Below are 17,665 nucleotides of genomic sequence, written 5' to 3'. Positions count from 1 at the left end.
TTCCTTCAGGGGCGCGGGCGCGGGGCCCGAGGCGAGGGCGGCGGGCGCAGCCAGGACAGCCAGCCCAAACGCCGCGAGCGCGATACCTTTACGCAGCATCTTAGGCTCAACCCCTCTTTTCAGGCGAAGCCGCGGCGCCGGCCGGCGCGTTGGCGGGATGCGAAAGCACAGGTTCGCTGATCGATTCCGGCTGCGGCAGCGGGGTCTCGGTGAGGCCCAGGACCGGCAGGACGATCAGGAAGTAGGCGAAGTAGTACAGGGTCGCGATCCGCGACAGCCAGACGAAGCTGTTCAGGTCGGCGTCCAGCAGCATGAAGGTCGACAGTCCCGGGATCACGTGATCGTCGGGAAGCTGACCGCCGCAATAGCCCAGGACCAGGCAGGTCAGGACGAAGATGAGGAAGTACATCCGCGCCGTCGGGCGGTAGCGCATGGAGCGCACCTTCGAGGTGTCCAGCCAGGGCAGGACGAACAGCAGGCCGATGGAGCCGAACATCATCAGCACCCCGCCCAGCTTGTCGGGCACCGCCCGCAGGATCGCGTAGAATGGCAGGTAGTACCATTCGGGCACGATGTGGGACGGGGTCACCAGCGGGTTGGCCGGGATGTAGTTGTCCGGGTGGCCAAGCGCGTTGGGATTGTAGAACACGAAGCTGGCGAACATCAGCAGGAACACCGTGATCGCGAAGCCGTCCTTCACCGTATAGTACGGATGGAAGGGAACGGTGTCCTCCTTGGACTTCACGTTCACGCCGGCCGGGTTGTTGTTGCCCGGGACGTGCAGCGCCCAGATGTGCAGGCCGACGACGCCGGCGATCATGAACGGCAGCAGATAGTGCAGCGAGAAGAAGCGGTTCAGCGTGGGGTTATCCACCGCGAAGCCGCCCCACAACCATGTGGTGATGGCCTCGCCCACCAGGGGCAAGGCGCCGAACAGGTTGGTGATCACCACCGCGCCGTGGAAGCTCATCTGACCCCAGGGCAGGACATAGCCCAGGAAGCCCGTGGCCATCATCAGCAGGTAGATCACGCAGCCCAGGATCCACAGGACCTCGCGGGGCGCCTTGTAGGACCCGTAATAGAGGCCGCGGAACATGTGGATGTAGACCGCGATGAAGAACATCGAGGCCCCGTTGGAGTGCATGTAGCGGATCAGCCAGCCGTAGTTGACGTCGCGCATGATGTGCTCGACCGAGGCGAAGGCGTGGTCCACGTGGGGCACGTAGTGCATGGCCAGGATGATCCCGGTCACCAGCTGGATACCCAGGCAGACCGCCAGGATGCCGCCGAAGGTCCACCAGTAGTTCAGGTTCTTCGGGGTCGGGAAGTCGATGATACTGTCGTACGCCAGGCGCACGATCGGCAGGCGGGTGTCGAGCCAACGCTCGATGCCGGTCTTTGGTTCGTAGTTCGAATGTCCGCTCATCGGTCTCAGCCCACCTTGACCTTGGTGTCGGAAAGGAACGCGTATTCCGGCACTTCCAGGTTCCTCGGCGCGGGACCCTTACGGATTCGGCCCGACGTGTCGTAGTGCGAACCGTGGCAGGGGCAGAACCAGCCGCCGTAGTCGCCGCCGCCGAAGGTGGGAACGCAGCCCAGGTGGGTGCAGGTCCCGACCAGCACCAGCCACTGGGCCTTGCCGGGCTTGTGCCGTTCCTCGTCCGTCTGCGGATCGCGCAGTTGGGCGTTGTCGTCCTTCACCGCCGCGGCGATTTCCGCGCCGGTCCGGTTGCGGACGAACAGCGGCTTGCCGCGCCACTTCAGCGTCACCTGCTGTCCTTCGGCGACCTTGGTCAGGTCGAACTCGATGGAGGCGAGCGCCAGGGTGTCGGCCGACGGGTTCATCTGGTCGATGAACGGCCAGGCCAGGCCCACGACGGCTCCGCCGGCGGCGACGGCCGCGGCGATGTGAATGAAATCGCGCCGATTCGGGTCTTCACCCGCGGCATGAGTATCGGGATTTGCGCCCACGACGGTGTCGGCCACCTTAAAGCTACCCTTCGATCAGGGGCCGCGAAGCGCGACCCTTCGGACGTTCCCGGAAAAATCCCAGGGCGATCCCGCCTTCGACCCCGCCCAGACCTTCTGGTAAGGGGCCCTCGGAACTTTCAACGCTGTTGCAAGGCGAAACCACCGGAATGCTCGTCGACCGAGGTCGCAGCCCGCCTTCCGTGATTCGCCCCTTGCCCCGGCAAATCCCGTGGCTGGATCGCTTAGAATGCTGCTGGCGCTTTTTCAACCGGACATTCCGCAAAACCTTGGCGCGGCCCTTCGCCTCGGGGCCTGTCTGGGCGTATCCGTCCATGTGATCGAGCCCTGCGGCTTCCCGCTTTCGGACCGCGCAATCCGGCGCGCGGCCATGGATTACGGCGATCCAGCCGAGGTGACCCGCCATGCCGGATGGGCTGATTTCGCGGCCCAAACCCAGGGCCGCGTTGTTCTCTTCACCACCAAGGGCGCCACGCCCTTGCACGATTTCGCCTTCGAGACCGACGATATCCTGTTGTTCGGCCGCGAGAGCCTGGGCGTGCCCGACGACGTGCATGACGCCGCCGACGCCCGCGTGATCATTCCGCTCACGCCCGGCCGGCGGTCCTTCAACGTGACGGTCTCTGCGGCGATTGGCCTCTCGGAGGCGTTGCGCCAGACTGGCCTATTCCCTAAGGCCTAGGCGCCATGACGACCCTGTCCCCAGAGATCGATGTCCGGCGCGGCCGCGCCAAGGAATGGTTCGAAGCCCTGCAGGCGCGCATCTGCGCGACCCTGGAGCGCCTCGAGGACGAGGCGCCCGAACATCTCTATCCCGGCGAGCCCGGCCGCTTCGAGATGCGCCCCTGGACCCGGGAGACCGGTGTCGGCGGCGGGATCGGCGGACATCTGAAGGGCCGGCTGTTCGAGAAGGCCGGCGTCCACACCTCCGCGGCCCTGGCGCGTTTCTCGCCTGAGATGGCGGCCACGATGCCGGGCGCGGACGAGGATCCGACCTATGTCTCGGCCAGCATCAGCCTGATCATCCACCCCCGTTCGCCCCGGACCCCGACGGTCCATATGAACACCCGGTTCCTGTCGACGGCGGAGAGCTGGTTCGGCGGCGGGGCGGACCTGACGCCCATGATCGAGGAACAGCGCAGCCAGGACGCCGATGACGCGGTGCTGTTCCATGGCGCCCTCAAGGACGCCTGCGACGCCTTCGACCTCGAGTGGTGGCCGAAATACAAGGCCTGGTGCGACGAGTATTTCTACCTGCCCCACCGCAAGGAGACGCGCGGGGTGGGCGGAATCTTCTACGACCGCCACAACAGCGGGGACTTCGAGCGGGACTTCGCGTTCACCCGCGCGGTGGGCGAGGCCTTCCTCGACGCCTATCCCAAGATCGTCCGCCACCGCATGAGCGAGCCCTGGACGGACGCCGACCGGCAGGAGCAACTGGTCCGCCGCGGACGCTACGTGGAGTTCAATCTGCTCTACGACCGCGGTACGATGTTCGGCCTGAAAGCCGGCGGCAACATCGAGACCATCCTCAGCTCGATGCCGCCGATGGTGAGCTGGCCCTAGAAAGGACCGCCGTGACCGCCAGCCTCGCCGAACGTCTCGGATACGGACCCGACGCCCGACTGCTGATCGTCAATTGCGACGACCTGGGCTCCAGCGCCTCAGCCAACCGGGCGACGGAGCAGGCGCTGACCGAGGGCTTGGCCACCAGCGCCACCCTGATGGTCCCCTGCCCCTGGGCGCTGGACGGCGTCCGTCGCGGCAAGGCTGGCGGCATCGGCGTGCACCTGACCCTCACCTGCGAGTATCCGGACTACCGCTGGCGCGCGTTGACCGGGGCGGCCTGCCTGCATGACGCGGAGGGCTACATGCCGACCACGGCCCAGGCGGTCTGGGAGAAGGCCGACCTCGAGGCCGTCCGCGCCGAATGCCGGGCCCAGATCGACCAGGCCTATGCCTGGGGCGTCGAGGTCACCCATCTGGACGCCCACATGGGCACGATGCAGCTGGAGCCGCGCTATGCGGCCCTGTTCCTCGAACTGGCGGCCGCCTACGATCTGCCGGTGCGGATGATCGGCGCCAGCGTCGAGCAACGCCTGGGGCTGTCCGCCCGCGTCAAGGCCGGCGAGCTCGGTCTGGTGTTCCCCGACAAGCTGGTGACCACCTGGGCCAAGCCGGCCAAGCCCACCTTCGAGGCGATCCTGGTGGACCTGCCGCCGGGCGTCACCGAGGTCTATCTCCATCCGGTCGAGGACGGGCCCGAACTTCGCGCCTATGACCCGCACGCCGCCCAGATCCGCATCGACGACCGGGCGTGCCTGCTGGATCCCGCCTTCAAGACGCGGATCGCGGAGCTGGGGATCGAGCTGATCGACTTCGCGCCCCTGCGCGACCTGCAACGGGCGCGCGGCTGAGATGGCGACCATCCGGCCCTATCGGGAAGATGACCTGCCGGCGCTCTACGACATCTGCCTGAGGACCGGCGACAGCGGCCAGGACGCCAGCCATCTCTATGCCGACCCCAAGATCATCGGCGAGATCTACGCCGCCCCCTACGGCGTCCTGCAGCCGGACCTGGCCTTCGTGGCGGAGGATGAGCAGGGCGTGGCGGCCTATGTCCTCGGAACGCCCGACACACGGGCCTTCGAGGCCCGCCAGGAGGCCGAATGGTGGCCCAGGCTGCGGACGGTCCACCCCGAGCCGCCGGGGCCGCCCAGCCGGACCTGGACGCGCGACCAGTGGCGCGCCTACCAGATCCACCACCCCTTCGCGGTTCCCCGGGCCGTGGTCGAGGCCGCGCCGGCCCACCTGCACATTAACCTGCTGCCGCGCCTGCAGGGCCAGGGCATGGGCCAGGCCTTGATCGCCACGCTGCTGGCGGCGCTGGGCGAGGCCGGGGCCCGGCGCGTGCATCTGGGATGCGACACCAGCAACCGCCGCGCCCTGCGGTTCTACGACATCTACGGCTTCCAACGGTTCGACGAGGACCGGAACACCGTCTGGATGACCCTCGATATCCTCTAGCGGCCGGCCGTTGCCTGCTCCAGGAACCGCTGCAGCCAGGCGCCGACCCGCAGGCGGTCGTCGGGCTGTTCGTAGCTCATCACCGCCCGGTCGGCTTCGACATCGGTGTAGCGGCTGCCCCGGCGGTTCTCGATCAGGGCCTTGGCATAGGCTGGCTCGAACTCCGGATGGAGCTGGATCGAGACGGCGCGGGCCTCGCCATAGTCCAGCACCCCAAGCGGGCAGAAGTCGTTGCCGCCGAGGACCATGGCGCCCGGCGGAAGCTCAACCACCTGGTCCTGGTGCGAGGCAGGGGCCGCGATGGGCTCGTCGGCGTCCATGCAGGGTCGCGCTTCGGTGAGCCGATAGCGGTGCAGGCCGACGCCCCAGCCCTTGGGGGACTTGATCACCTTGCCGCCGAACGCCTGGGCCATGATCTGGTGGCCGAAACAGACCCCGACCAGCGGGACCACTCCCTTGGCCGCGCGCAGGAAGTCCATCAGCGGATCGATCCAGGGCAGAGGGTCATAGACGCCCGCCGACGACCCGGTCACCAGCCAGGCCTGGCAGGCGTCCGCGGCGTCGGGCAACGGCCCGGCGGCAACGTCGAAGGTCACGTAGTCGTGGGCGTCTTCGCCGAACAGCCGGCGGAACATCGACGGGTAATCGCCGAACCGCTGGCGAACCCCGTCCGGCGGCGCGCCGGTCTCGAGGATGCCAAGCTTCAATAGGCCATCCCCTGGGCCACGGCCTTGAGTTTCTCGATGGCCGAGAACTTGTCGTCGATGAAGTCGTGGTCGATCCACCAGTCCTCCACCTCGCGCAGCACCTTGCCGACCATTGGGCCCTTGGGCACGCCGGACTTGAGCACGTCCTCGCCGGTCAGCGGGAACGGCGGCGGGGTCCAGCTTTCGGCCAGGGCCAGCAAACCGCGCCACTGATGGGTGGCCGCCGACTTGGTCACCTTCGACCACATGAGCTTGATGCGGTCGGAAAAGGCCTGGACGCCGATTCTGTAAACCGTGCGGCGGCTCTCGCGGGGGCTCATCCAGGAGGTGATGCGCGGGGTCTGGCCCATGGCCGCCACCAGCCGGTCCCTGACGTCGTTGGAGAGCCGCAGCGCCTCGGCCGCCTGGGCGACGCCCACCTCATTGTCGGGCAGCAGGGTCGCCAGGCGCAGCACCGGATCGTTGATGAAGAGCTGGTCGCTCTCGATCTCCACCAGGCCGTTGAAGGCGGTCAGATCGACGGCCGAGGGCAGCAGGGCGGTGAGCACGCCGGTCTGCGCCATGAGGGCCACGGCCGGGCGCGGCTCGTCGGCGGCGACCAGCTTCAGCAGCTCCTTGGAGACCCGCTCGGCCGCCAGGCTGGCGACGCTATCCTTGGCCGCGGCGACGGCGGCCAGGGCCGCGGCGTCGGGCTCGCCCTTGCCGTACCAGGCCAGGAACCGGAAGAACCGCAGGATGCGCAGATGGTCCTCGGCGATCCGGGTCGCGGGATCGCCCACGAAGACGATGCGGCCGGCCCTGGCGTCGGCGACCCCCTGCCCGGTAGGATCGGTGAGCGCCCCGGTGCGGTCGGCATAGATGGCGTTGAGGGTGAAGTCGCGGCGCCGGGCGTCTTCGGCCCAGTCGGCGGTGAAGGCCACCACCGCGCGGCGCCCGTCGGTGGCCACGTCGCGGCGCAGGGTGGTGACCTCGAAGGGATGGCCGTCCTTCACCGCGGTGATCGTACCGTGATCGACGCCGGTGGGCACGACCTTGATCCCGGCCGCCTCCAGGGCCTGCGTCGCCTGGTCCGGCGTCAGGGTGGTGGCGATGTCCAGGTCGCCGACCGGCGTGCCCAGGATGGCGTTGCGCACGCAGCCGCCGACGAACCGCGCGCAGCCGGCCCCGCCCTTGGCCTCCAGGGCGTCCAGCACCGGGGCGGCGGTCTTCATCCAGGGCTTCTCGCCGATGCTCTCACTCACTTGGGCTGCGCTTTCTTCTCGAAATGTCCGGGCGAGATTTGGCCGCCCTCGGTGACCTCGGCGGGGACATAGGTCTGGCCGCGATTGTCGCCATGGAACACGGCGGTGGCCATCAGCGAAACCCCCAGCAGGACGCCGGCCGCGGCCATCAGCCAGGTCCAGGGGGTAGAGCCCATCTCGCGGCCGGTGCGCCGGGCGGCCTCGCGCCAGAGGAACCACCCGATAAAGGGTGTCGCCACCAGGAGAAGCCGCCAGAGGATCACGCTAAGCAACCGCCGCCCCATAGAGCCGATCGTAGAGCGCCCGCAGCATACCGGCCGTGGCGCCCCAGATGTACTGATCCTCGTGGGTCATGGCGTAGAACCGGCGCTTCTGCCCGTCGGGCGTCTCGCGCTCGTGCTCCTCGTAGTTCACGGGGTCCATGAGGAAGCCGAAGGGCGTTTCGAAGATGTCGGCCACCTCGTCGGGGTTGGCCGTCAGGCTGAAGCCCTCGCGCACGAAGCCCACCACCGGGGTCACCAGATAGCCGGTGCCCGTCCGGTAAGGCGACGACAGCCCCGCGAGCGAGACGAAATCGGGATGCAGTCCCACCTCTTCGTGGGCCTCGCGCAGGGCGGTCTGCCAGACCGTCTCGCCCGGATCGCAGCGTCCGCCGGGCAGAGCCACCTGACCGGTATGGCGGCGCATGGTGTCCGAACGCCGGGTCAGCAGGACGGAGAAACCGTGGTCCCGCTGGATCAGCCCCACCAGGACGGCGGCGGGCACCAGCTCCACCGGCTCATTGGGGAAGGCGTTGGGCGTCAGGTCAAAGTCCGACGTCGCATGGGCCGCGTCGCGGTGCTCCAGCGGGTCCAGGTGGCGTTCGATCCAGGCGCGCAGCTCGCCCGGCGCGGCGTGGGGGCTCACAGCCGGTGCGCCCCCGCCGGGCCCACGGGGAACCAGGCCCCGTTGGAGGCCACGCCCAGGCGCGGCCCCTCCGGGGTGTCGCGCTCCTGCGCCATCTCGACCAGCTCGTAGAACACCGGCCGGGCGATCAGCGCCTCCAGGCCTCGCCGGACGTGCAGATAGGGTCGCGGCTCGCCGGTGGCCGAACACATCTCGACGCGGATCTCGTTCTCCGGTCCCGCCTCGACCTCGTCGCCGACATTGGTCAGGAACTTGAGCGTCTCGCCCCCACCTTCGTTTTGGAGACGATCCACCCGGGTGGCGATGAAGGGCGCGTCCTCGACGGTGATCTTCATCTTCTCAACCGGGGTCACCAGGTGGAAGCCGTCGGGATCCTTGCGCAGGACCGTGGAGAACAGCCGGACCAGGGCCTCGCGTCCGATCGGCGTGCCCTCATGGAACCACAGGCCGTCCTTCTTGATGACGATGTCGATCTCGCCGCAGTGGGCGGGATTCCACAGGTGCACCGGCGGCAAGCCGCGCCCAGGCGCCTGAGCCTTGGCCGCGGCGATAACGCCATCCAGTCCGGGTTTGTCGTTGGCCATCCCATCAAGGTAGGCGCGCCCGGCCCCCGCCTCAACAGCGACGCTGGGGAAGTGACACTCCCAGTGTCATCCCGGAAGCCGCGAAGCAGCTATCCGGGACCCATGAGCACCTGATGGCCCCGCTTGCGGCCCGGCCGCGCCATACCGTGCCCGCGCGGAGCGTATGGGTCCCGGTATTGCTTCGCAAACCGGGATGACAGCCGAGGGTCGCGGGCTGCTAGGCCGTAAGCGCGCCCAAGAGCGCTTGCGCGCCGCGCGCCAGCACCCGGCGCTGATCCACCGGGCCCGGCAGGCGCACGTCCTTGGCCGGGGCCGCCGTGAAACCGAAGCGGCCGAAATAGGGTTCGTCGCCAACCAGGAGGACCACGGGAAAGCCCGCGGCCTCGGCGGCGGCGGCGGCGCGCTGGACCAGCAGGCCGCCGGTCCCGTGCTTGCGCACGTCGGCCTCCACCGCCAGCGGACCGAGGAAGATCACCGGCGCGCCGGCCACATGGGCCTTCCACATGCGCACGGAGCCCACCAGGCGCGCCCCGTCCCAGGCGCAGACCGACAGGTCGGGGCGGAACTCGGCGATCTCGCGGACCCGCTCCGACACCTTGGTGAAGCGGCCGGGCCCGAAGGCGTGGTCCAGCAGGGCCTCGATGGCCTCGGCGTCCTGCGGTTGTTCGAAACTGAAGCGAAGCGCCGGTTCGGCGGAGGGCTGGGCGATCATTTGCGACTTTTTGGATGAGGCGTGGGCGGGATACCCGCCGCCTCGCAATGCCTGCGCCGGCGTCGGGTGGCTCTAAACGGCGCGGCTCGCGCGCCCGGTTCGTCGCAGTCGTCGCATGAGACCGGTCCCGGAAACTTCAAGAGAGGCGGCGCATAAGGCCATGACAGTCCCGCGTCAACGCCGCTGTCGCCGCACGGGTCCTAGCCAACCGGCAGCTCGAGCCCGAGCTCGCCCCGCAGGTGGGCGCGGGTAGCGGCCTCGAAGGCGTCGGGCCAGGCCGCGCCGACCTCCCTCGCCAGCGCCCGGGCGCGGGGCAGGAACAGCTCGGCCATGGCGAGGTTGGCGGCGATCACCGACGCCCGATCGGCGGCGACCTGTGGCAGCCGGGCCAAAATCTCCAAATCACCGGGCGGCAGGATGTCGGTCAGGTGTAGGGCCCCAGGCGGCAGCGGAGGCCGGGTCTCGGCGATCATCAGCTCGATGAGCAGGCCGCGCAGCAGGCCCGCGCCGGTAATCCCCAGAACATATTCCCGACGCCCCATGCCCACGACCAGCAGGCCCGTGACCCGCAGGAACTCCACGGTCATCGCCTCCAGCCTCGTCGGGTCGACCGCCTTGGGCTCCAACTGTTCGGGAAGAGCGTCCCAGACGCGGGCGCGGTCGAACAGCGGCCTCAGGTTTGACCGCGCGCCGGTCACCCTGTGCGGGACCGTCACGGTAATGTCGAACCGGACCCAGCCGGGCGTAATCCCATGGAACAGAGGAAGGCCCGGATAGACCTGGCGCCAGAGGACGGGGTCGGCGATCTCTCCCGCCCAGGCCTCCACCTCCTCGACGAAGGCGGCGTGATCTTCGGGCGCCAGGACCAGGATCAGGTCGGCGTCGCTGTAGGCGTCGCCCGCCCCCGCGCCGAGGCTGCCGCCCAGCAGAAGCGCGAGAACTCGGGGGTCGGCCTCGGCGCCGGCCGCAAAGGTGGCGATCAGTTCGTCGCGGGTCATGGGCCCTCCCTGGATGTCAGGAGGTTGGTCGGGCGGTCTCGCCGGCGCAAACGACCATTTCGGCCGGTTCTTGTGAGTTCAGCGCCGGAACGCGAAACGGCCCGCCGTCGCCGGCGGGCCGTCTGTCCTAGGCTAGCCTAGAGGCGATCAGCGCGAGGCGACCTGCGCGGGGCGCGGGGTCTGGGCCATCTGCTGCAATTGCGCCTTGGCCGAGCGCGTCGCGCCCGTGACGCAGCTCCGGTACGCCGTGCCGGCCTGGCCCTTGCAGACGGCCTTGGCCGCGGCGTCGATGTCGGTGTTGATCTGGACCAGAGAGCGACCGGTCACCGGCACGCGCACCGACTTGGGATCGTCGCGGACGACGTCGATCCGCTGGGCGGCGTTGGCGGCCCGGGCATGGGCCCGGTTGATGGAGGCGAGCTGAGTGTTGGCGTCACGGATGGCCGCGGCGGCGCAATCGCTGGCGGCCTGGCCGCAGACCGTGGTCGCGGCGGCCTTGATCTCGGCGCTGATCTGGGCGTCGGACTTGCCGGCGAGCGCGATGCGCACCACCGGGGTCGGGGCGCTGGAAACGCGGATGTCGGCGGCGCTGGCGGGCGCGGCGATCAGGGCGGCCAGGACCGAGGAGGCGGCGAGGACAGTGAACTTCATCTCTTGGATTCTCCAGGTTTCATCTAGCGACATTTGGTCGGGTTAGTTCGACGTGAGAGATGCCTGGAGCCAAATAAGGCAGGGTTTAGATTTGTAGTTAATCGTCAATTTACTATCAAATATCCGCCCAAATGACAAAATGTCGCAGGCAGCCACCTAAGACTACTGAATTATCCGCCTCTCAATTCACGCCACCTAGCCCTGTAGTCATCGCAATTTACAATCTATACATCGGAGGCGCGCCGTCCGCCGGACGCCCAACGTCGTCCCGGCGCTTCGGTTCGTGTCCGCGACGCCAATGGGGTTGGAAGCCTCGAACGCTCGGCCCTGCCCCGATCTTGCGCGCCATTGCCGCGCGCCGGTTCTGCGGCCAAGTTGCGCCGCCCCAATCCGAGCGAACATGACCGACGCCCTCCCCGACGACCCAGCCCAGCCCACTGCCATCCGCGACCTCCTGAGGCGCGGCGACTTCGTGCGTTTCTGGACGGCGCGGGTCGCCGCGACCCTGGGAGTCCAGATCCAGTCCGTCGCCCTGGGCTGGCAGATGTACGCGGTGGCGCGCGAGACCATGGATGTGAAGCAGGCGGCCTTCTATGTCGGGATGATCGGCCTGGCGGCCTTCATCCCGGTTCTGCTGCTTTCCCCAATCGCCGGCGAGACGGCGGACCGCCACGATCGGCGCAAGGTGCTGCTGTGGTGCTATTGCGGCGAGATCGCCACGGCGGTCACCCTGGCGGCGGCCTCGATCTTCGGCTTCGCCACCATCCCGCTGCTGCTGCTGCTCTCGGCCCTGTTCGGCGCCAGCCGCGCCTTCATGGGGCCGGCCTCGACGGCGCTCGGCCCCATGCTGGTGCCGCGCAGCCTGCTGCCGCGGGCCATCGCCTGGAACTCGCTGGCCTGGCAGGGCGGGTCCATCGTCGGCCCGGCCATCGGCGGCCTGCTGCTGACGCATTCCACGGGGCTGTCCTACTCGGTGACCGTCGTCCTCTACATCCTGGCCGGGGCTTGCGTGTTCCTGATCAAGGGAAACACCCAGCCGGAGGTCCAGGCGGGCTCGCGCTGGGCGCTGATCAAGGAGGGGCTGGCCTATACCTGGCGGAACAAGATCGTGTTCGGGGCCATATCGTTGGACCTGTTCGCCGTCCTGCTGGGCGGGGCCACGGCCCTGCTGCCGGTCTTCGCCCGCGACGTGCTGCATGTGGGCCCGGAAGGCTTCGGCCTGCTACGCGCGGGCCCCGCGATCGGCGCGACGATCGTCGCCTTCATCCTGGCCAGCTACCCGATCCGGCGGTTCGCAGGCGCCACGATGTTCGCTGGCGTGGCGGTGTTCGGCGCGGCGACGATCGTGTTTGGGCTTTCGAAGTCCCTGCCGCTGTCCGTCGCGGCGCTCGCCGTGCTGGGCGGGGCCGACATGCTCAGCGTCTATGTCCGCCAGACCCTGGTGCAGATCGTGACGCCGGACCAGATGCGCGGCCGGGTGGCGGCGGTCTCGTCGCTGTTCATCGGGGCCTCCAACGAACTCGGCGAATTCGAGAGCGGCGTGGTGGCGCGATTCTTCGGCCCGGTGGGCGCGGCGATCTTCGGCGGGGTCGGCGCGTTGATCGTCACCGGCGTCTGGGCCAAACTCTTTCCCGCCTTGCGCAAGGCCGATCGCCTCGAATAACAAACAAGCATTATTTTTAGGGAGATAGATCCATGGGCGCTCTTTCAGGCAAAGTTGTTCTTGTCACCGGAGGCGGCAACGGTATCGGCCGCGATTGCGCGCTGATCGCCGCGCAGGAAGGCGCGAAGGTCGTCGTCAACGACCTGGGCGGCAGCCTGAAGGGCGAAGACGAAGGTTCGGCGGGCCCCGCCGAGTCCGTCGCCGCCGAGATCCGCGCCGCGGGCGGCGAGGCGTTCTCAAATTCCGACAGAGTCACCTACGTGGACGCCGTCTATGGCATGGTCGAGCAGGCCAAGAAGAGCTTCGGCGGCCTGCATGCGGTGATCAATCCCGCCGGCATCCTGCGTGACGTCATGTTCCACAAGATGACCGAAGCCGAGTGGGACAGCGTCATCGCCGTCCACATGCGCGGCTCGTTCAACGTGGCCCGCGCCACCATCGAGCTGTTCCGCGAACAGAACGACGGCGCCTACATGTTCTTCACCTCGACCTCGGGTCTGTTCGGCAACATCGGCCAGGCCAATTACGGCGCGGCCAAGATGGGCATCGCCGGCCTCTCGCGGATCATCGCCATGGAAGGCGCGCGCAACAACGTGCGCTCCAACTGCGTGGCCCCGGTCGCCTGGACCCGCATGACCCAGTCCGTGCCGATCAAGGACGAGGCCGCCGCCGCCCGCCGGGCGGTGATGGCCGAGAAGATCCGCGCCGACCAGCCGGCCCGCTTCTCCGTGGCCATGGTCTCCCCGGCCGCCGCCAGCGTCTCGGGCCAGATCTTCGGCTCCTCGGGCGAGAACATCATCCTCTATTCGCAGCCGCGGCCCATCGAGACCGTGACCAAGGAAGAGGGCTGGACCGTCGACTCGATCATCAACGAAGCGATCCCCAAGATGGCGCCGAAGTTCTTCGACCTGAACCGCGCGGTCCTGCCGGGCGCCACGGCGCCGAAGCCCGCCACCGCGAGCTGAACCTCTTTTCCCTCCTCCTTGTGGGGAGGGAAGACCGCATAGCGGTCGAGGGTGGGGAAGTCTGAGTGACGTGCGTTGTCGCTTCCGACCTCCCCACCCTGGCGGCTTCGCCGCCTGTCCCTCCCCACAAGGAGGAGGGATGGGCGTCACAGCACGTGCCGCCGCAGCCACTCGTCGCGCGACAGCTCCCAGTAGATCGACCGCCGCGTCGTGCCGTCGGGGCGCACGCTCTCCACCTCGCCCATCCGCCGGAAACCCGCCCCGTCGATGGCCTTGGCCGAGCGGACATTGTCCAGGGCCGCCGTCAAGGCGATCAGCCGCACGCCCAGCGCCTCGAACATGAAGGCGATGGATTGCGCCACCCCTTGCCGGCCCGCGCCGCTGTTCTGCAGATCGGCGCGCCGGGCGCCCGCCAGCTCGGCCGAGGAGCGCTCCGGCCAGATGGAAATCCGCGAATAACCCGCCACCTGCCCCGCCTCGTCTAAGGTCACACTGAGAATGCAGCGGCCCTCCTGGCGCAAGGCCTCGCTGTCGGCCACCCACTTGGCCACGCTCTCAGCAGTGAACGGCCGGGGCAGGTCATAGATCGGGTCCGACACCCGCGGATCGGAGAACAGGGCCAGCAGGCCCTCCACATGTTCCGGGCCGGCGATCAGGCGGTCGGACACCCCGCGCACGGCGGCGCGGATGGCGGCGGCCTCCTCAGGCGCGGCGGTGAGTACGGTCTTGGGCGGCGCGCTCATGGCGACCTCCTCCTAGCCGGCGGCCAGAGCTTTTAGCGGTTCGCCGGTCATCCGGCGGACGATCCAGTCGGTCTGAGCCGTGGCGCCGAGGCTGTCATAGAAGGCGATCGACGGCGCGTTCCAATCCAGCACCGCCCACTCCAGCCGCGCCAGCCCCTGCTCCTCGCAGCGCTGGGCCAACCGGCGCAGCAGGGCCTTGCCGGCCCCGAGGCCCCGGGCCTCAGGGACCACGAACAGGTCCTCCAGATAGATCCCGTGCCGGCCCCGGAACGTCGAGTAGTTGTAGAACCAGACGGCGAAACCCACCGGCTTGCCGTCGGCCTCGGCGATGTCGCAATAGAGGCGTGGATTGTCCCCGAACAGGTGCTGGGCCAGGTCGGCCTCGCTGGCCTCCACCTCGTGCAGCAGCTTCTCGTAGTCGGCGAGGGCGCGGACGAAGCCGTGGATCAGGGCGGCGTCAGCGGAAACGGCGGGTCGGATGATGACGGTCATGACCCTATATTCGTAACGAGCCCTCGGAGCGCAACATCTTGGCCGTGTCCCCCGACTATCTCGCCTACGTCCTGGAGCAGCTCGAGCCGATGGGCGGGATCACCCACCGGCGGATGTTCGGCGGAGTCGGCCTGTCGCGGCATGGCCTGTTCTTCGCCCTGATCGCTGAGGACACCCTCTTTCTGAAGGTCGACGACCTGAGCCGCGCGGAATTCGCGGCGGCCGGTTGCGAGCCGTTCCGGCCCTTTGCCGGCGACAAGCCGATGAGCTATTGCGCCGCCCCGATGGAGGCCTTGGAGGACCCCGACGCCCTGGCCGAATGGGCTGGCAAGGCCATCGACGCCGCGGCGCGGTCCAAGGCGCTGAAGAAGCCCAAAGCCTAGCCGACGACCACGCCCGGCGGCGGGACGCTGTCGGCGGGGACGAAGAAGTCAGGCATCAGCCGGGTGGTCGGATCGACCCGGTACTTGTCGAAGTCGCGCTCGCCCTCGGCGTAGAGGAAGCTGTCGTCGATCAGGAAGTTGCCGGTGAACTCGCGGGCGGGCTTCTCGAAGATGGCGTGGGCGGCGTCGGCCATGATCTCGGGCGTGCGGCAGGACTTCATGCCCTCCTCGCCAGCCAGGGCGAACTTGATCGCCGCCGTGGCGATGCCGGTGCGCGGCCAGAGCGCGTTGAAGGCGATGCCGTCGGCCTTGAACTCGGCGGCCATGCCCAGAACGCACATGCTCATCCCGAACTTGGCCATGGTGTAGGCGGTGTGGCCCTCGAACCAGCGCGGGCTCATGTCCAGCGGCGGCGACAGCATCAGCACATGGGGATTGGCGGCGTTCTTCAGGTGCGGGATGCAGGCCTTGGAGGTTAGGTAGGTCCCGCGCGCATTGACCTGGTTCATCAGGTCGTAGCGCTTCATGTCGGTGGCGAGCGTGCCGGTCAGCGAGATGGCCGAGGCGTTGTTGACGCAGATGTCGATCCCGCCGAACCGCTCGACGGTCTTCTGCACGGCGTCATAGACGCTGGCCTCGTCGCGGACGTCGACGATCAGCGGCAGCGCACGGCCGCCGGCGTCCTCGATCTCCTTCGCCGCGGTGTAGATGGTGCCGGGCAGGTGCTTGTGCGGCTCAGCGGTCTTGGCGGCGATGGCGATATTGGCGCCGTCGCGCGCGGCGCGCAGGGCGATGGCCAGGCCGATCCCCCGGCTGGCGCCGGTGACGAACAGGGTCTTGCCTTGCAGGCTCATAGCTTCACTCCCGTGGTTGCTTCCGAAAGCGCCCAGAGGCGTTCGGCCGAATCGGGATCCAGGGCGTGCGGCATGACGCCGTGGACCGGGTCTTCCTTGGTCCAGGGGCCGGCTTCCTTGCAGTCCTCGAGATAGAGACCACCGATGCCCTCCAGCTCCTCGCCGACCGCGGCCCACACGCTGGTGGAAGCGCCCTGCTCGGTGGTCTTGAAGCCCTCGCGGACATTGCCCTCGGCGTCCATCCAGCCCATGGCCACCATCTCCTCCTTGGGGAGGTAGCGCTGCAGGGGCGTCATGATCCCGCCCGGCATGACCGCGTTGGCGGTGATCCCGTGCTCCTCGAACCGCGCGTTGAAGCCGACGGCGAACAGCGAGTTGGCGGTCTTGGACTGACCATAGGCCTCCCACTTGTCGTAGGGCCGGGTGCGGTAGTGCGGGTCGTCCCAGTGGATGTCGCTGCGCCGGTGGCCAATGGACGAGAGCTGGACGACGCGCGACAGGCGCTCGTCCTCGGCGGCGTTCATCAGGGCCCGGGTCAGCCCCATGGTCAGGACGAAATGGCCGAAGTGGTTGGTGCCGATCTGCAGCTCCAGGTCCTCGGCGGTGTGCAGCAGCGGCGTGGCCATGACGCCGGCATTGTTGATCAGGATGTCCAGCGGCTGGTCGCCCCAGGCGTCGACGAAGGAGCCCACCGAGCCCAGGCTGGCCAGGTCCAGGGTGCCGGCCAGCACCCGGTCGGCGCCGATGGACTGGTTGATCTCCGAGGCCACCCGTTCGCCGGCCACCCGGTCGCGGACGGCCAGCATGACGTCGGCGCCGGCGCCGGCCAGGGCGCGGGCGGTCTCGACCCCGATGCCGCTGGCCCCGCCGGTGACGACGACGTTGCGACCCGACAGGTCGTGATCCCCGGCCACCACGCGGGCGGGGGTGAAGGCGCCGAAGCGGGAGCGGATCATCAGGCCACCTTTGAGAAGTCGGGGGCGCGCTTCTCGGCGAAGGCGGCGAAGGCCTCCTTGGCTTCCGGCGACTTGAGCTGGGCGGCGAAGTGCAGGCCCTCCTCGTCCATGCGCTGGGCGACGCCGAGGTCCTCGCGCATCAGCGCCTTGGTGATGACCACCGCAGCCGGCGGGCGGGCGGCCACGGCCTGGGCCGCCGCCAGCGCCTTGGCGCGCAGGTCGGCCAAGGGGACCGCCTCGTTGGCGATGCCCCAGTCGACGGCCTTCCTGGCGTCCACCGCCTCGCCCAGCACGAACATCGAGAAGGCGCGGGCATGGCCGATGCGGTTCGGCAGGGTCAGGCTGGAGGCCGCTTCGGGCACGAGGGCCAGGTTGACGAAGGGCGTGGTCAGCAAGGCGTTCTCGGCCACATAGACCAGATCGCAATGCAGCAGCATGGTGGTCCCGACGCCGACGGCGCGGCCGTTGACCGCGGCCACCAGCGGGGTCTTGGCCCGGGCCAGGGCGGCCAGCAGCGGATTGCCGTCGCGTCGCGCCTCGTTGGCGCCGCTGTCGCCGGCGTTCACCGCGGCGAAGTCCGCGAGATCGTTGCCGGCGGTGAACATGTCGCCATTGGCTTGGATCAGGACGCAGCGCACGTCGTCGTCGAACTCGGCCTGGTCGATGGCGTCGCCCAGGGCCTGGTACATGGCCCGGGTCAGGGCGTTCTTCTTCTCCGGCCGGTTCATGGTCAGCGTCAGCACGCCAGCGGATTTTTCGATGAGAATGTGGTCGGTCATGAATCTGCGCTCCCT

Annotated in this window: 22 protein-coding genes; 7 read left to right on the top strand and 15 right to left on the bottom strand. The window is 68.6% G+C overall.

From position 1 onward, the window contains the following. Window positions 1-106: 106 nt before the first annotated feature. Both Q8Q88_RS02295 and petA read right to left on the bottom strand, forming a co-directional pair. Complete coding sequence (locus Q8Q88_RS02295) at window positions 107-1,426, bottom strand: cytochrome b/b6 (protein ID WP_305673579.1); 1,320 nt, start codon at window positions 1,424-1,426, stop codon at window positions 107-109. A 5-nt stretch (window positions 1,427-1,431) separates the two neighbouring features. Further along, window positions 1,432-1,986: a ubiquinol-cytochrome c reductase iron-sulfur subunit gene (gene petA / locus Q8Q88_RS02290; RefSeq protein WP_305673578.1), complete on the bottom strand. Its 555-nt coding sequence runs from the start codon at window positions 1,984-1,986 to the stop codon at window positions 1,432-1,434. Window positions 1,987-2,218: 232 nt separating this feature from the next. On the opposite strand from petA, the gene Q8Q88_RS02285 reads away from it, so the two are divergent. The 4 genes from Q8Q88_RS02285 to Q8Q88_RS02270 are packed head-to-tail and all read left to right on the top strand — an operon-like array spanning window position 2,219 to window position 5,016. Then, window positions 2,219-2,671 (top strand): tRNA (cytidine(34)-2'-O)-methyltransferase, encoded by a 453-nt coding sequence (locus Q8Q88_RS02285; RefSeq protein WP_305673577.1) that lies wholly within the window; start codon window positions 2,219-2,221, stop codon window positions 2,669-2,671. A 5-nt stretch (window positions 2,672-2,676) separates the two neighbouring features. Next, window positions 2,677-3,555 (top strand): oxygen-dependent coproporphyrinogen oxidase, encoded by an 879-nt coding sequence (gene hemF / locus Q8Q88_RS02280; protein WP_305673576.1) that lies wholly within the window; start codon window positions 2,677-2,679, stop codon window positions 3,553-3,555. 11 nt (window positions 3,556-3,566) lie between these two features. Then, the gene (locus tag Q8Q88_RS02275; protein ID WP_305673575.1) at window positions 3,567-4,406 is read left to right on the top strand and encodes a ChbG/HpnK family deacetylase; all 840 of its coding nucleotides are present in this window, start codon (window positions 3,567-3,569) and stop codon (window positions 4,404-4,406) included. Window position 4,407: 1 nt separating this feature from the next. Beyond that, complete coding sequence (locus Q8Q88_RS02270) at window positions 4,408-5,016, top strand: GNAT family N-acetyltransferase (protein WP_305673574.1); 609 nt, start codon at window positions 4,408-4,410, stop codon at window positions 5,014-5,016. Here the strand turns inward: Q8Q88_RS02270 and Q8Q88_RS02265 are convergent. The 8 genes from Q8Q88_RS02265 to Q8Q88_RS02230 all read right to left on the bottom strand — a co-directional run bounded on the left by Q8Q88_RS02265 (window position 5,013) and on the right by Q8Q88_RS02230 (window position 10,815). Then, window positions 5,013-5,723, bottom strand: coding sequence for a type 1 glutamine amidotransferase (locus Q8Q88_RS02265; protein WP_305673573.1), 711 nt, complete (start codon window positions 5,721-5,723; stop codon window positions 5,013-5,015). The two genes, Q8Q88_RS02270 and Q8Q88_RS02265, sit on opposite strands and share 4 nt — an antisense overlap. After that, window positions 5,720-6,934, bottom strand: coding sequence for a CCA tRNA nucleotidyltransferase (locus tag Q8Q88_RS02260; protein ID WP_305673581.1), 1,215 nt, complete (start codon window positions 6,932-6,934; stop codon window positions 5,720-5,722). The genes Q8Q88_RS02265 and Q8Q88_RS02260 overlap by 4 nt, the downstream gene beginning before the upstream one ends. A 26-nt stretch (window positions 6,935-6,960) precedes the next feature. Then, a complete protein-coding gene (locus Q8Q88_RS02255) occupies window positions 6,961-7,203 on the bottom strand; it encodes a hypothetical protein (protein WP_305673572.1) in 243 nt (80 codons plus the stop codon). A 25-nt stretch (window positions 7,204-7,228) separates the two neighbouring features. Further along, window positions 7,229-7,870 (bottom strand): CoA pyrophosphatase, encoded by a 642-nt coding sequence (locus Q8Q88_RS02250; protein WP_305673571.1) that lies wholly within the window; start codon window positions 7,868-7,870, stop codon window positions 7,229-7,231. Then, window positions 7,867-8,454, bottom strand: coding sequence for a DUF1285 domain-containing protein (locus Q8Q88_RS02245; RefSeq protein WP_305673570.1), 588 nt, complete (start codon window positions 8,452-8,454; stop codon window positions 7,867-7,869). Before Q8Q88_RS02245 ends, Q8Q88_RS02250 begins: the two co-directional genes overlap by 4 nt. A gap of 217 nt (window positions 8,455-8,671) precedes the next feature. After that, the gene (locus Q8Q88_RS02240; RefSeq protein ID WP_305673569.1) at window positions 8,672-9,166 is read right to left on the bottom strand and encodes a GNAT family N-acetyltransferase; all 495 of its coding nucleotides are present in this window, start codon (window positions 9,164-9,166) and stop codon (window positions 8,672-8,674) included. Between the two features lie 200 nt (window positions 9,167-9,366). Beyond that, window positions 9,367-10,164 (bottom strand): hypothetical protein, encoded by a 798-nt coding sequence (locus Q8Q88_RS02235; protein ID WP_305673568.1) that lies wholly within the window; start codon window positions 10,162-10,164, stop codon window positions 9,367-9,369. A 147-nt stretch (window positions 10,165-10,311) separates the two neighbouring features. Then, window positions 10,312-10,815, bottom strand: coding sequence for a hypothetical protein (locus Q8Q88_RS02230; protein WP_305673567.1), 504 nt, complete (start codon window positions 10,813-10,815; stop codon window positions 10,312-10,314). A 400-nt stretch (window positions 10,816-11,215) separates the two neighbouring features. On the opposite strand from Q8Q88_RS02230, the gene Q8Q88_RS02225 reads away from it, so the two are divergent. Both Q8Q88_RS02225 and Q8Q88_RS02220 read left to right on the top strand, forming a co-directional pair. Then, entirely contained in the window at window positions 11,216-12,478 is a 1,263-nt protein-coding gene (locus tag Q8Q88_RS02225; protein ID WP_305673566.1) for an MFS transporter, read from the top strand. A gap of 32 nt (window positions 12,479-12,510) precedes the next feature. Further along, window positions 12,511-13,443 (top strand): SDR family NAD(P)-dependent oxidoreductase, encoded by a 933-nt coding sequence (locus Q8Q88_RS02220; RefSeq protein WP_305673565.1) that lies wholly within the window; start codon window positions 12,511-12,513, stop codon window positions 13,441-13,443. A 146-nt stretch (window positions 13,444-13,589) separates the two neighbouring features. Here Q8Q88_RS02220 and Q8Q88_RS02215 read toward each other — a convergent pair whose 3' ends face one another. Next, the gene (locus Q8Q88_RS02215; protein ID WP_305673564.1) at window positions 13,590-14,186 is read right to left on the bottom strand and encodes a GNAT family N-acetyltransferase; all 597 of its coding nucleotides are present in this window, start codon (window positions 14,184-14,186) and stop codon (window positions 13,590-13,592) included. Window positions 14,187-14,198: 12 nt separating this feature from the next. After that, entirely contained in the window at window positions 14,199-14,678 is a 480-nt protein-coding gene (locus tag Q8Q88_RS02210) for a GNAT family N-acetyltransferase (RefSeq protein WP_305673563.1), read from the bottom strand. Window positions 14,679-14,722: 44 nt separating this feature from the next. On the opposite strand from Q8Q88_RS02210, the gene Q8Q88_RS02205 reads away from it, so the two are divergent. Further along, window positions 14,723-15,061, top strand: coding sequence for a TfoX/Sxy family protein (locus tag Q8Q88_RS02205; protein ID WP_305673580.1), 339 nt, complete (start codon window positions 14,723-14,725; stop codon window positions 15,059-15,061). Here the strand turns inward: Q8Q88_RS02205 and Q8Q88_RS02200 are convergent. The 3 genes from Q8Q88_RS02200 to Q8Q88_RS02190 are packed head-to-tail and all read right to left on the bottom strand — an operon-like array spanning window position 15,058 to window position 17,650. Continuing rightward, entirely contained in the window at window positions 15,058-15,915 is an 858-nt protein-coding gene (locus Q8Q88_RS02200; RefSeq protein WP_305673562.1) for an NAD(P)-dependent oxidoreductase, read from the bottom strand. The two genes, Q8Q88_RS02205 and Q8Q88_RS02200, sit on opposite strands and share 4 nt — an antisense overlap. Then, window positions 15,912-16,871, bottom strand: coding sequence for an oxidoreductase (locus Q8Q88_RS02195; protein ID WP_305673561.1), 960 nt, complete (start codon window positions 16,869-16,871; stop codon window positions 15,912-15,914). The genes Q8Q88_RS02200 and Q8Q88_RS02195 overlap by 4 nt, the downstream gene beginning before the upstream one ends. Continuing rightward, complete coding sequence (locus Q8Q88_RS02190) at window positions 16,871-17,650, bottom strand: enoyl-CoA hydratase-related protein (protein ID WP_305673560.1); 780 nt, start codon at window positions 17,648-17,650, stop codon at window positions 16,871-16,873. Before Q8Q88_RS02190 ends, Q8Q88_RS02195 begins: the two co-directional genes overlap by 1 nt. Window positions 17,651-17,665 lie beyond the last annotated feature (15 nt).

Origin of the sequence: Phenylobacterium sp. (assembly GCF_030697925.1) — a bacterium.
In the GTDB taxonomy this organism is placed as follows: Bacteria; Pseudomonadota; Alphaproteobacteria; order Caulobacterales; family Caulobacteraceae; genus Phenylobacterium.
This window is presented reverse-complemented; position numbering and strand designations above follow the sequence as displayed.